The organism is Kineococcus haloalkalitolerans, assembly GCF_050871905.1.
In the GTDB taxonomy this organism is placed as follows: domain Bacteria; phylum Actinomycetota; class Actinomycetes; order Actinomycetales; family Kineococcaceae; genus Kineococcus.
Window position 1 is genome coordinate 1 of the sequence record NZ_JBJLSH010000007.1, and the last position, 12,893, is coordinate 12,893.

Consider the following 12,893-nt stretch of genomic DNA (forward strand, 5'->3'; position numbering starts at 1 on the left):
CCCCCGCCCCCCCCCCGCCCGCCCCCGGGCCCCCCCCGCCGCGCCCCCCCCCCCCCCCCCGCCGCGCCCCCGCGCCCCCCCCCCCCCCCCCCCCCCCCCCCCCCCCGGCACCGGCGGTGTCGTGGGCCTGGTGATCCCCGGGCCCACGCACCGGATGGGCGTCGAGCCGTTCTTCGCCGAACTCGTCGACGGGGTGGAGGAGGTGCTGCACCCGGCCGGGTTCGCGGTGCTGGTCCTGCTCGTGGACGACCTGGACGCCGAGCTGGCCGCCTACCGCCGCTGGAGCGCCGACGCGGAGGTCGCCGCGGCCGTGGTCGTCGACCTCGTCGAGGACGACGCCCGGCCCGCGGCCCTGTCCGACCTCGGGCTGCCGTTCGTGCTCGCCGCGCACGTCGACAGCCCGTGGGCGTGCACGAGCGAGGTCGCCGACGACGCCGTGCGCGTCGGCGCCGCCCTCGACCACCTCGTCGCCCTCGGGCACCGCCGCCTGGGGCACGTGTGCGGGCCCCGCCGCCTCGTGCACACCGGCGAGCGCACCGCCACCGTCGCCGAGCACGCCCGCCGGCGCGGGCTGGTCGTGGCGACCGTGGAGGCCGACTACAGCGCCGCCGCGGGCGTGCGCGCCGTCGACGCCCTGCTGGCCCGGCGCGAACCGCCCACGGCCGTGCTGTTCGACAACGACGTCATGGCCGTGGCGGCCCTGGAGCACCTGAGGGCCCGCGGGGTCGACGTGCCGGGCGACGTCAGCCTGCTGGCCGTGGACGACTCCCCGCTGTGCGAGCTGTCGGTGCCGCCGACCACGGCGATGAGCCTGGACGTGCACCACCGCGGGGAGCGCCTGGGCCGCGCCGTCCTCAGCGTCCTCGCCGGCGGCGACGCGCGGATGCCCGCGGGGCCTCCGTCGACCGTCGTCGTGCGCGGCACCACCGCGCCCGCGCGGGAGCGGGTGGGCGTCTGAGACCCGGCTGGCGATGTCACACCGCGCGGACCGCCGCGTCGAACATCCGCCGCGCCCACTGCACCGCCTGCTCGGCCCGTGCGGCGGAGACCATGGTCGCGGCGTAGTGGGCCTGGTCCTTGATCTCCAGCAGACGGCGCAGGTCCCGCGCCATGGCCGGTCCCTCGGGCCGGACACCGGCGAGCAGGTCGACGGCCTGCCGGTGGTCCTGTCCGCGCGACCGCTCACCGAGGCGGCGGCAGCAGACGGCGTCGGAGGCCGCGATCCCGCAGAGGACGGCGAGGGACGCCGAGACCTGCGGGGTCGCCAGGCCGTCACCGGACTCCTCCAGGACGAGTTCCGCGACCTCCAGGAAGGCGCGCGCGTGCTCCAGGCGGACGCGGGCGTCGCCCGGCGAGCAGGGACTGGTCCGTCCCGCCGGGCTCACCGGCCCACGCTCCTGAGCAGGGCGGCGACGTCCCGGCCGGCGAGGGTGATCGCCTCCCGCCGCCACGACTGGACGATCGGCTCGGCGGCCCGCACGTGAGCGCGCAGGTCAGCCAGGGAGACGTCGTACGGCTGGGCACGGTTGCCGGTCCACGCCTCGACAGCGGTCACCAGCTCGTCGACCTGCTCGTCCCAGCGGGCGACCTCGGCGTCGGACAGCTCGTCGGAGCGGACGAGGAGGACGTCCACGTCGGACTCGGCGGTCCCCTCGCCGCGGGCGAGGGACCCGAAGACGGCGACCGACTCGGCGGGCACCGACCAGGCACCGACGAGGTCGGTCGTCCGGCGCAGCAGTTCCCGGCGGATCCCTGCGAGCACCTCGACCGCCGGCCACGCCAGGTGGTCGCGGTTGGCCCGGTAGAGGACGGCGCTGCGACGCCGCTCCGCGTGCACGACCCCCTGCGCGGTGAGGCGGTTGAGCACCTTCTGCACGCCGGTCTGCGAGGCGGTCCCGATGAGGCGCACCACCTCGCGCCCGGAGACGGGCGTCGTTTGACCCGCCAGCGCGGTGAGGACCGGTCCGTCCAAGGTCGGTACGACGCTGCGCCACGGGTCGCTCAGGTCCATCCGAACACTCTAGAGGTCAAGTGAACCCCGCAGTGCTCACATCTCCCGACGGCACCACCTGGTTGCCGCGGCGCACCTCGACCGGCCGGATCGACGGCCGCGTGCCAGGCTTCGTGCAGTGAGCGGCACCTTCGTCAGCGGCATGCGCACCCTGGCCCGCGGTGCGCGGGAGGAACCGCGCCTGTTCGGCCTGGCCGTCGTCGGGTCCTTCGTCTACGGCGCCGGCACCGCCGCCACCGGCTGGCTCGTGGGGCGCACCACCGAGCGCGTCGTCGTTCCCGCCGTCACCGGCGAGGGCGTCGTGGACACCGGCGACGTGTGGCTGGCCGGGGCGACGCTGATGGGCGTCACGCTCGTCACCGTCGTCGGGATCCTGCTGCGCCGCATCGCCGCCGGCGCCACCATGTACGCGCTGCAGGCGCGCTACCGCCGCCGCCTGGCCCGCCGCTACCTGGAACTGCCGCTGTCGTGGCACCACGCCCACCCCGCCGGGCGGCTGCTCGCCACCGCCGGGTCCGACGTGGAGGCCACCTGGCAGGCGATGGCGGTCCTGCCGTTCGCGCTCGGCGTCGTCGTCCTCATCGCCGTCGCGGGGGTGGCGATGGCCGCAGCCGACCCGGTGCTCGCCGCCGTCGGCCTGCTCGTCCTGCCGGCGCTGCTGGCCGCGAACGTCGCCTACCAGCGGCGCATGTCCCCGCGCGTGGCGCGCGTTCAGCAGCTGCGCGGGGAGGTCTCGGCCACCGCCCACGAGAGCTTCGAGGGCGCCCTGGTCGTCAAGACCCTCGGCCTGGGCGAGGAGGAGGTCGAGCGCTTCGGCACCGACGCCGACCGACTGCGCGCCGCGAACGTCGCCGCCGGCCGCACCCGCGGCGCGTTCGAGCCGATCATCGAGGCGCTGCCCAGCCTGGGAACGCTCGCCGTGCTCGCCGTCGGCGTGGCACGGGCCGCCGCGGGGGACGTGAGCGTCGGCGACCTCGTGCAGATCGCCTACCTGCTGAGCCTGCTGGCCTTCCCGGTGCGCTCCTTCGGCTGGGTGCTGGCCGAGCTGCCGCGCACCGTCGCCGGCGACGCGCGGGTGCAGGCCGTCCTGCGGGAGGCGGCGACGACGCCGTGGGGCGCGCGCGACCTGCCCGCCTCGCAGGCGCCCGCGACCGTCAGCGCGACCGGCCTGGGTTACCGCCACCCCGAACCGGCCGCCGACCCGCTGGCCGCGCAGCGCCGCGGCCCGGACGCCCCCGCGCGTCCCGCCCGGCGCGAGGCCCGCCCGGCGCTGGCCGACGTGACCCTCGACGTGGCGCCCGGCACGACCGTCGCCGTCGTCGGCGGCACCGGCGCCGGAAAGTCCACGCTGGCCGGCCTGCTGGTGCGCCTGGTCGACCCCACCTCCGGCCAGGTGCTGCTGGACGGCGTCGACGTGCGCGAGCTGGCCGAGGGCCGCGTGGCCGGGGCGGCGGCCCTGGTGCCGCAGACGACGTTCGTCTTCGACGACACGGTGCGCGGCAACATCGCCCTCGGCCTGGACAGCGAGGACGTCCCCGCCGGCCGGCGCGTGGACGACGAGGACGTGTGGCAGGCGCTGCGCCTGGCGCGCGCGGAAGACTTCGTCACCGCGCTGCCGCACGGGCTGGACGAGCTGGTCGGCGAGCGCGGCTCGACGCTCTCGGGCGGGCAGCGCCAGCGCCTGGCCCTGGCGCGCGCCCTGGTCCGCAGGCCGCGGCTGCTCGTGCTGGACGACGCCACCAGCGCGCTGGACCCGGCGGTGGAGCGGGCCGTCCTGGACGGCCTGGCCGACTCCGGGGCGGGCACGACCGTCGTGGTCGTGGCGTACCGGCCGGCGACGATCGCGCTGGCCGACGAGGTGGTGCACCTGGAGAGGGGACGGGTCGTGGACCGGGGACCGGCGCAGGAGGTGGCCGCGCGCGACGCCGGCTACCGCGAGCTCGTCACCGCCTACGCGCGCGCGGCGCGCGAGCGCGGCGAGGCGGCCCGCGGGGCGGGGATGGCGTGAGCGCGACCACCGCACCCGAGGCTCCCGCCGGCCGCTCCCGCGAGGGCGTGCTGCGCCGCTCGCGGGAACTGGCGCCGCAGTTCGCCGACGGCCTGGGCCTGACCCTGGCCATCGCCGCGGCCACGACGCTCGGCAAGCTCGTCGTCCCGATCGCGGTGCAGCAGACGATCGACACCGGCGTGATGGCCGACGGCGGCCCCGACGTGGGCCGGGTCGTCCTCATCTGCGCCCTGGCCGCGGCGGTCCTCGTCGTCACGTCCGTCACCGCGTGGGTCGTCAACGTGCGCCTGTTCCGCGCCACCGAGGCGGGGCTGGCGAACCTGCGCGTGCGCGCGTTCCGGCACGTGCACGACCTGTCGGTGCTCACCCAGTCCGGGGAGCGGCGCGGGTCGCTGGTCAGCCGCGTCACCAGCGACGTGGACACCATCTCCACGTTCCTGCAGACGGGCATGCTCGTGCTCGTCCTGTCGCTGGGACAGGTCGTCCTGGCGACGGCGCTGATGTTCGTCTACTCCTGGCAGCTGGCCCTGGTGGTCATCGGCTGCTTCGTGCCGCTGGTCCTGGCCCGCCACCAGCTGCAGCGGCCCGTGGCGCGCGCCTACGCGGCGGTGCGGGTGCGGATGGGCGAGCTGCTCGGCGCGGTCTCGGAGACGGTCGTGGGCGCCGACGTCATCCGCGCGCACGCCGCCTCGGCGCGCTCGTGGCGCAACGTGGACGCGGCCGTGGAGGCGCACCGCAAGCAGGCCGTCAAGGCGCAGATCGCCACGGCGGCGACGTTCTCCACCGGCGTCCTCGTCTCCGGCCTGGTCGTCGCCCTCGTCATCGTGGTCGGCACCCTGCTGGGCGTCGACGACGACATCACCCTGGGCCGGCTGCTGGCGTTCCTGTTCCTGGCGCAGCTGTGGGTGGGCCCGGTGCAGGCGGCCACGGAGGTGCTCAACGAGCTGCAGAACGCCCTGGCCGGGTGGCGGCGCGTGGTCGACCTCATCGACACCCCGGTCGTCGTGCCGGACCCGGCGCCGGAGCGGGTGCGCGAGCTGCCCGCCGGGCCGGTGGAGGTGCGCGTGGAGGACGTCGCCTACACCTACCCCGGCACCGACAAGGTGGTGCTGACCGGGGTGGACCTGCACCTGCCCGCCGGGTCGCGCACGGCCGTGGTCGGGGAGACCGGCTCCGGCAAGACGACCCTGGCGCGCCTGGTGACGCGCCTGGTGGACCCGGCCTCGGGGCGGGTGCTGCTCAACGGCGTGGACGCGCGCGACCTGCCCGGGCGCGAGCTGCACCGGCGCGTGGTGGCCGTCCCGCAGGAGGGCTTCCTCTTCGACGCCACCGTGGGCGAGAACGTGCGCCGCGGCAAGCCCGGTGCCACCGACGACGACGTGACCGCCGCCTTCGCCGACCTGGGCCTGACCGCGTGGCTGGAGGACCTGCCCGAGGGGCTGGACACCCCCGTCGGCCAGCGCGGCGAGCGCCTGTCCGCCGGCGAGCGCCAGCTGGTCGCGCTGGCCCGCGCGCACCTGGCCGACCCGGACCTGCTGGTGCTGGACGAGGCGACCTCCTCGGTCGACCCGGCCACCGAGGTGCGCCTGCAGCGGGCGCTGGAGGGCGTCCTGTCCGGCCGCACGTCGGTGGCGATCGCGCACCGGCTGTCCACCGCCGAGGCCGCCGACACCGTCGTGGTCGTGGACTCCGGGCGCGTGGTGGAGGTGGGCCCGGCCGCCGAGCTGGCCCACGCGGGCGGGCCGTACTCGCGGCTGCACGCGGCCTGGACCGCCCAGCACTCCTGAGGAGACCCCCGTCCGGGGGACGGGGCTCAAGGTCGGCGGGCGGTCCGCCGAGACCACGGGGGACTGGTCCAGACCGCGGCGCCAGCACCGCCGCCGCGGGCCCCGCGGCCGACCCGTGGAGACCCCCGTGAGCGCGCCCTCGACGACGACCGCCACCGCGACCGCCCGCCACCGCGTGCGCGTGACGGGGAACCCGGACGGGCCGGTCCTGCTGCTGGTGCACGGGTTCGGCTCCGACCAGGGCGCGTGGAGCCGGGTCCTGCCGGTGCTGGCCACCGACCACCGCGTCGTCCTGCTCGACCAGGCCGGTGCCGGGGGTTTCGACCCGGCCGCCTACGACCGGCAGCGGTACTCCACGCTCGACGGGTACGCCGACGACCTGGTCGCGGTGTGCGAGGAGCTGGACCTGCGCGACGTCGTCGCCGTCGGGCACAGCGTCAGCTCGATGGTCGTCGCGCGGGCCGCCCTGGCCGCCCCTGACCGGTTCCGGCAGCTGGTGATGCTCGCCCCCTCCGCCCGCTACACCGACGACCCGGCCACCGGCTACGACGGGGGTTTCTCCCCCGAGGACGTCGAGGAGGTGCTGGCTTCGCTGGACCACAACTACCTGGCGTGGACCGCGGCCACCGCACCGATGATCATGGGGACGCCGGACCGCCCGGAGCTGGGCGAGGAGTTCACCGAGTCCTTCCGCCGGCTGCACCCGGGCACGGCCCGCGACTTCGCCCGCGCCACGTTCCTCACCGACTCGCGCGAGCTGCTGGAGCGGGTCGGCACCCCCGCCGTGGTGCTGCAGTGCCGCGGGGACGCCCTGGCCCCCGAGTCCGCCGTGCGCGAGGTCGCCGCGCGGCTGCCGCACGCGCGGCTGGTGCCGCTGGCCGCGACCGGGCACTGCCCGCACGTCAGCGCGCCGGAGGAGACGGCCGCCGCGGTCCTGGCGCACCTGCCGGCGCGCGCGTGACGGCCCTCGACGAGCCGGGCCCCGCGACGCTCGAGGCCGCCGCCGAGCTGTTCGAGCACGCCCCCTGCGGCTACCTGACCACCGACGACGAGGGGCGCATCACCCGCGTCAACGCGACGTTCCTGACGTGGACGGGCCACGCGCGCGAGGACCTGCTGGGCAGCGTGTTCGCGCGCCTGCTGCCCGTCGGCGACCGCGTCCTGTGGTCCACCCACGGCGCCCCGCAGCTGCTCGCCACCGGCGGCGTCAGCGAGGTCGTCGTCGAGGTGCTGGCCGCCGACCGCGCCCGCCGGCCGGCGCTGGTCACCGCCACCCGCGTCCCGGCCCGCGGCGGCGCGGACGCCGAGGTCCGCATCGTCGTCTTCAGCGCCCCCGAGCGCCGCGCCCACGAGCGCGAGCTCATCGCCGCCCTGCACCGGCTGGAGGAGTCCGAGGACCGCCGCGCCGCGGCCGCCGAGCAGGAGCGCCGCCGCGCCCTGGTCGACGCCCTGACCGGGCTGCCGAACCGGGCCGGCGCCCTGGCCCGGCTGGAGGCGGTGCTGGCGGCGGCGGACGGGCCGGTGGCCGTCCTCGTCGTCGACCTGGACCACTTCCACGCCGTCAACGAGAGCCTCGGGCGCCCGGCCGGCGACGAGCTGCTGCTGACCGTCGCCGCGCGGCTGGGCGCGGCGACGCGGGGGTCCGCCGCGGTGGCGCGCCTGTCCGCCGACGAGTTCGCCGTCGTGGACCGCTGCGAGGACGCCGCCGCCGCGCGCTGCCTGGGCGAGCGCCTGCTGCGCGCGCTGGAGGCGCCCGTCGTGCTGGCCGGGCTGGAGGTCGTCACCTCCGCCAGCGTCGGTGTCGCCGTCACCGGCCCCGCTGCGTCGGCGGAGCGGGTGCTGCACGACGCCGACGCGGCCGTGCAGCGGGCCAAGGCCCGCGGCCGGCACCGCGTGGAGGTGCACGACCCCGACCGCACCGACGCCGGCGTCGACCGGCTGCGGCTGCTGGGCGAGCTGCGCCGCGGCATCGCCGCCGGACAGCTGCGCCTGCGGTACCAGCCGCTGGTGCGCCTGGGCGACGGCGGCCTGCGCGGGGTGGAGGCGCTCGTGCGCTGGCAGCACCCGGTGCGCGGGCTGCTGCCCCCCGCGGCGTTCATCGACCTGGCCGAGCGCTCCGGGCTGGTCCGCGAGCTGGGCGCGCGGGTGCTCGACGCCGCTGTCGCGCAGGCCGCCCGCTGGGCGCACGACCCGGCCGCGCCGACGCTGGAGGTGTCGGTGAACGTCTCCGCCCGCCAGCTCACCGACCCCGACCTGGTGGGCACCGTGCGCGAGGCCCTCGACGGGCACGGCCTGGACCCGCGCCTGCTGGTGCTGGAGGTCACCGAGACCGCCCTGGCCGACGACCCCGACGCGGCCGCCGCCGCGCTGACCGCGCTGAAGGCCCTCGGCGTCGGTGTCGCCGTCGACGACTTCGGCACCGGCTGGGGCAGCCTGACCTACCTGCAGCGCTTCCCCGTGGACGAGCTGAAGATCGACCGCTCCTTCGTCACCGGCCTCGGCGTGCACGACGGCGACAGCGCCATCGTGCGCACGTGCGTGCAGCTGGCCCACGCCGTCGGGATCCGCGCCGTCGCCGAGGGCGTGGAGACGCCGGTGCAGCGCGACGCGCTGCGGGACCTGGGGTGCGACCTCGCGCAGGGGTACCTGTTCTCCCGGCCGGTCGACGCGGAGGCGCTGCGGGAGTGGGCGCTGGCGCTGCCGGTGAGGGGCTGACGACGGACCATCCGTGCGGTCGGACCTACATCGACGCCACGGGGGCTGCTTGCACTTGCTCTAACACTGTTAGAGCAAGTGCAAGCAGCCGCGGTGACGAGTCCTGCCGGGCCGACTCCCGGCCACCGCATCAGTGGATGAGCTTGCCCCCGTCCACCTGCAGGCTGGCGCCGTTGACGTAGCCGCTCTCCTCCTGCAGCAGGAACGCGACGAGGGCGGCGATGTCCTCGGGCTGGCCGACGCGGCCCACGGGGATGCCGGCGGCCATGCCGGCCTTGCGCTCGTCGGTCAGGGCCCCGCCCATGATGTCGGTGTCCACGGGCCCGGGCAGGAGCACGTTGGCGGTGATGCCGAGCGGTCCCAGCTCGCGCGCGCTGCCCTTGGTCAGGCCGACGACGGCGGCCTTGGAGGCGGCGTAGGCGGTCTTGGAGAACGTGCCGCCACCGTCGAGGGCGGTGATGGAGGAGGTGTTGACGATGCGCCCCACCCCGACCTCGGCCATCCGCCGCGCGGCCTGCTGGGTGGTCAGCATCGACCCGGTCGCGTTGACGGCCCAGCTGGCGTCCCACTCCTGCAGGGTGAGGTCCAGCAGCGGGGTGGGGCAGGCGGTGCCGGCGAGGTTGACCAGTCCGACGACCGGCGGCAGCACGGCGTCCACCCGCTCGAACGCCGCCGCGACCTCCACGGGGGAGGTGATGTCGGCGGTGATCCCGGCCACGCCGGTGACCGGCCGCAGCTCCTCGGCGATCTCGTCGACGCCGTCGGCGCGGACGTCGAGGAGCGCGAGGTGCCAGCCCTCGCGCGCCAGGCGCCGGGCGACGACGCGGCCGATGCCGCGGGGTGCGCCGACACCGGTGACGACGGCGGTGCGGTCTGCGGGGAAGGGTGCTGCCACGGGGTTCTCCTCGTCGGGTGCTGTGCTGGCCGCCGGCCGGGCGCGCGCCCGGCCGGCGGGATGGGTGCGGGTCAGCCGGCGGCCGGGGGCGCCCAGTCCTCACCGGGTACCCACTCGGGGAAGGCGTAGTCGTCGAGGGACACCTCGGCCCCGCCGGCCGTCGCGGCGGCGATCGCCTGCTCGCGGTCGGCGGTGAAGGCGTCGCTGAGCTGGCGCAGCGCGGCGCGCAGGTCGGTGACGTCGCCGCCGAGGTAGCCCTGGACGATATCGCCCAGGTGCGGGCTGACGGGCCGGGACGCGGCCTGCACGTCGGCGACCTGGGGGTTGCGGACGACGGGCTGGGGCATGCGCCGGACGGTCTCGGCGAACCAGCCGACGAGCCGGCGGTAGGGCTCGACGACGTCGGCCTCCTCGACGACGGACAGGTCGAACGGCGGCTGGTCCATGCCGCTGGCCAGCGCCGCCTGGTACTCCGGGGAGGTCATGGAGGCGACGAGGCCGAGGGCGGCCTCGGGGTTCGCCGTGGAGCCGGCGACGAAGATCTGGGCGGCGGGCGCCCCGCGGTAGGTGACGACCGGGATGCCCTCCTCGGGCACGAGGATCGGACCGACACCGAGCTTGTCGACGAACTCGGGTGCGACGTTGCGCACGCCGCCGGCGCACCAGGGGCCGTCCGGGAAGAAGGCGGCCACGCCCGCGCCCCAGCGGCTGCGGGCGTCGGCGACGGTGAGGTTGCCGCTGCCGGGCAGGATGAGCCCGGAGTCGTTGAGCTCCTTCCAGAACTCGATGGCGTTGACGTAGGTGTCGTCGTCGTAGGCGTACTCGCCCGTCGCGAACCTCACCCCCTGGAAGCCGGGGAACCCGGCCACCTGGGCGAGGTCGTCGATCTGCTCGCGCATGCGGGCGACCCCGCCGAGGGCGAGGATCATCGGGGCGACGTCGCCGTTGGAGCGGCGCACCGCCTCCAGCGCGGCGCGGTACTCGTCGTAGGTGGTGGGCGGGTCGTCGGGGTCCAGGCCGGCGGCCGTGGTGAGGTCGGTGTTGAACCAGTGGGCCGCGGCGTACTGCTGGGAGCTGAAGAGCGGCAACCCGTAGACCTTGCCGTCCAGGTTGGTGATGCCCTCGGCCAGCGACCCCTCGGGGAGGTTGGCCAGGGCGTCCTCGGGCAGGGTCAGCTCGTGCAGCCAGCCCTCTGCGACGAGGGCGGACAGCGGCAGGTCCAGGACGTTGGTGTAGATGTCGGGCAGCTGGTTGCTCTGGTTGGCCAGCTGCAGGGCCTCGGCGGAGCGGGAGACGTCGTTGTAGATGTAGTCGACCTGGACGCCGAGCGCTTGTCCCTGCTGGGCGGCCCAGTCCGCGTTCATCTTCTGCAGGGCGCTGAAGTGGTCCCACCAGCGCAGCGACCCCGTGCCGCCGGGACCGCCGGCCTCTCCCCCACCGCCTCCGCAGGCGGCGAGGGCGGCGGTGCCGAACAGGGCACCGCCTCCGGCGAGCAACGAGCGGCGGGTGATGCGGGCCATGGCGATCTCCTCGTCGAGACGGTGGTGCGGGCGGGGGCTGGGGCTGGTGCTGCCACGGGGTGCGCTCACGACTTCACGGCTCCGGCGATGCCTTCGACGAAGAACCGCTGGAGGAAGAGGAAGAGCGCGACGATCGGCAGGATCGAGATGACGCCGGCGGCGGCCATCCCGGACCAGTCGGTGGCGTTCTCCCCGACGAAGGCCTGCATGCCGACGCTGAGGGTGCGCAGCTCGGGGCGGCTGAAGGAGAACACCAGCGGCAGGAAGAAGGCGTTCCAGGTGAACAGGAAGGTGAGCAGCCCGACGGTGGCGGTGACGGGCATCGACAGCGGCAGCATGATCTGGAAGAAGACCCGCAGGAAGCCGGCGCCGTCGACGACGGCGGCCTCCTCCAGCTCCTTGGGCAGCTGCCGGAAGTAGCCGGCGTAGATGAGGATGGCCGACACGTTCGACGCCCCGGCCAGCGCGAGGATCATCCCGGCCAGGGAGTTGAGCAGGCCGAGCTCCATGGAGAGCTTGACGACGGGGATGATCGTGTAGCCGGTCGGGACGAACAGCGTCGCGATGAGGACGCCGATGATGACCTTGGAGCCGCGGAAGGAGTAGCGGCCCAGCACGTACCCGCACAGCGCGCACCGCACGACGACGATGGCCACGGTCGCGACGGTGACGATCACCGTGTTGACCATGTACCGGCCGAAACCGGCGTCGGTCCAGGCCCGGGCGTAGTTCTCCCAGGCGAAGACGTCGGGCACGAGCTGCAGGCCGGCGGTGAAGACCTCCATGGAGCTCTTCAGGGACGCCGAGACCATCCACACGAAGGGGTAGACCCACAGGACGCCGACGCCGGTGAGGAACAGGACGGCGATCCACCACGGCGCGCGCTGGGCGACGCGGCGGGCGAACGGGGTGCGGGGGCGCGGGGCGGGTGCGACCTCGGTCGGCCGGGTGGCGGTGGTGCTCACGACATCGCCTTCCTGCTCTTGCGCCCGGCGTACAGCGCCCAGGCCTGCAGGGCGCCGACGACCATGACGAGGACGCCGAAGAGGACGGCGGCCGCGGAGGCGAAGCCGAGCTGCGGGATGGAGGCGTTGAACGCCCAGCGGTAGATGTAGATCTCGATGATCTCGGTGGAGAAGTACGGGCCGCCGCCGGTCATCGTCTGCATGAGGTCGAAGGCGTGGAAGGTGTCCTCGACGGTCAGCACGGTGATGATGAGCAGGAACGGCACGAGCAGCGGCAGGGTGATGTGCCGGAAGATCTGCAGCGCGCCGGCCCCGTCGATGCGGGCCGCCTCGTACAGCTCGGTGGGGATGGTCTGCAGGGCGGCCATCCAGTAGACCATCGTGATGCCGAAGAACTTCCACACGTAGACGGCGGCGGCGGTGGTCAGCGCGGTGCCGGAGTCGCCGAGCAGGTCCAGTCCCTGCCCGATGCCGAACGGGCGCAGCATCGCGGCGACCGGGCCGCTGCCGGGGTCGAAGACGAACTGCATGACGACGCCGACGATGGCGGTCGTGGTGACCACGGGCAGGAAGTAGACGGTGCGGAACAGGTTGCGGAACGGCAGCTTCGGGGAGTTCAGCAGGATGGCCAGCAGCAGGCTGAGCAGGATGCGCGCCGGCGCCACCAGCAGCATGAACACCAGGGTGATCCGCACGGAGGACCAGAACGCCGGGTCGGAGACGACGGCCTGGTAGTTGGCGATGCCGACGAACCGCTGCTCGGCCTGGAAGCCGTTCCACTGCACGAGGGAGTACCAGTAGCTGGCGATGATCGGGTACAGCGTGTACGCGCCGTACAGGACGATCGTCGGCATGAGGAAGAGCCAGATCCACAGCGTCTGCGTGCGCGTGCCGACGCGCTGGCTCTTGGGCGGTGTCCGGAGCACCCTGCCCTGCGGTGGGGGGTCGTGCAGGGCGGGCCCGGAGGTGACGGGGTTCGCCATCGCGGGGCC

General features: G+C 75.2%; 11 protein-coding genes. 5 read left to right on the top strand and 6 right to left on the bottom strand.

The annotated features are described in order from the left end of the window. Positions 1 to 121 precede the first annotated feature (121 nt). A complete protein-coding gene (locus ACRYMY_RS04690) occupies positions 122 to 958 on the top strand; it encodes a LacI family DNA-binding transcriptional regulator (RefSeq protein ID WP_432546110.1) in 837 nt (278 codons plus the stop codon). A 16-nt stretch (positions 959 to 974) separates the two neighbouring features. On the opposite strand, the gene ACRYMY_RS04695 is transcribed toward ACRYMY_RS04690, so the two are convergent. Then, positions 975 to 1,385, bottom strand: coding sequence for a HEPN domain-containing protein (locus ACRYMY_RS04695; protein ID WP_432546111.1), 411 nt, complete (start codon positions 1,383 to 1,385; stop codon positions 975 to 977). Continuing rightward, the gene (locus tag ACRYMY_RS04700) at positions 1,382 to 2,011 is read right to left on the bottom strand and encodes a nucleotidyltransferase family protein (protein WP_432546112.1); all 630 of its coding nucleotides are present in this window, start codon (positions 2,009 to 2,011) and stop codon (positions 1,382 to 1,384) included. Before ACRYMY_RS04700 ends, ACRYMY_RS04695 begins: the two co-directional genes overlap by 4 nt. Positions 2,012 to 2,129: 118 nt before the next feature. Here ACRYMY_RS04700 and ACRYMY_RS04705 point away from each other — a divergent pair, with 118 nt between their 5' ends. The 4 genes from ACRYMY_RS04705 (at position 2,130) to ACRYMY_RS04720 (ending at position 8,521) form a co-directional block, all read left to right on the top strand. Next, positions 2,130 to 4,019, top strand: coding sequence for an ABC transporter ATP-binding protein (locus ACRYMY_RS04705; protein WP_432546113.1), 1,890 nt, complete (start codon positions 2,130 to 2,132; stop codon positions 4,017 to 4,019). Next, a complete protein-coding gene (locus ACRYMY_RS04710) occupies positions 4,016 to 5,806 on the top strand; it encodes an ABC transporter ATP-binding protein (protein WP_432546114.1) in 1,791 nt (596 codons plus the stop codon). The genes ACRYMY_RS04705 and ACRYMY_RS04710 overlap by 4 nt, the downstream gene beginning before the upstream one ends. Before the next feature lie 127 nt (positions 5,807 to 5,933). Further along, complete coding sequence (locus tag ACRYMY_RS04715; RefSeq protein WP_432546115.1) at positions 5,934 to 6,767, top strand: alpha/beta fold hydrolase; 834 nt, start codon at positions 5,934 to 5,936, stop codon at positions 6,765 to 6,767. Beyond that, positions 6,764 to 8,521: a putative bifunctional diguanylate cyclase/phosphodiesterase gene (locus ACRYMY_RS04720; RefSeq protein WP_432546116.1), complete on the top strand. Its 1,758-nt coding sequence runs from the start codon at positions 6,764 to 6,766 to the stop codon at positions 8,519 to 8,521. Before ACRYMY_RS04715 ends, ACRYMY_RS04720 begins: the two co-directional genes overlap by 4 nt. Positions 8,522 to 8,651: 130 nt before the next feature. Here ACRYMY_RS04720 and ACRYMY_RS04725 read toward each other — a convergent pair whose 3' ends face one another. The 4 genes from ACRYMY_RS04725 to ACRYMY_RS04740 form a co-directional block, all read right to left on the bottom strand. Next, positions 8,652 to 9,416, bottom strand: coding sequence for an SDR family NAD(P)-dependent oxidoreductase (locus ACRYMY_RS04725; RefSeq protein WP_432546117.1), 765 nt, complete (start codon positions 9,414 to 9,416; stop codon positions 8,652 to 8,654). Between the two features lie 71 nt (positions 9,417 to 9,487). Next, a complete protein-coding gene (locus ACRYMY_RS04730; RefSeq protein ID WP_432546118.1) occupies positions 9,488 to 11,005 on the bottom strand; it encodes an ABC transporter substrate-binding protein in 1,518 nt (505 codons plus the stop codon). After that, a complete protein-coding gene (locus ACRYMY_RS04735; protein WP_432546119.1) occupies positions 11,002 to 11,901 on the bottom strand; it encodes a carbohydrate ABC transporter permease in 900 nt (299 codons plus the stop codon). The genes ACRYMY_RS04730 and ACRYMY_RS04735 overlap by 4 nt, the downstream gene beginning before the upstream one ends. Beyond that, complete coding sequence (locus tag ACRYMY_RS04740; protein ID WP_432546120.1) at positions 11,898 to 12,884, bottom strand: carbohydrate ABC transporter permease; 987 nt, start codon at positions 12,882 to 12,884, stop codon at positions 11,898 to 11,900. The genes ACRYMY_RS04735 and ACRYMY_RS04740 overlap by 4 nt, the downstream gene beginning before the upstream one ends. Between the last annotated feature and the right edge of the window lie 9 nt (positions 12,885 to 12,893).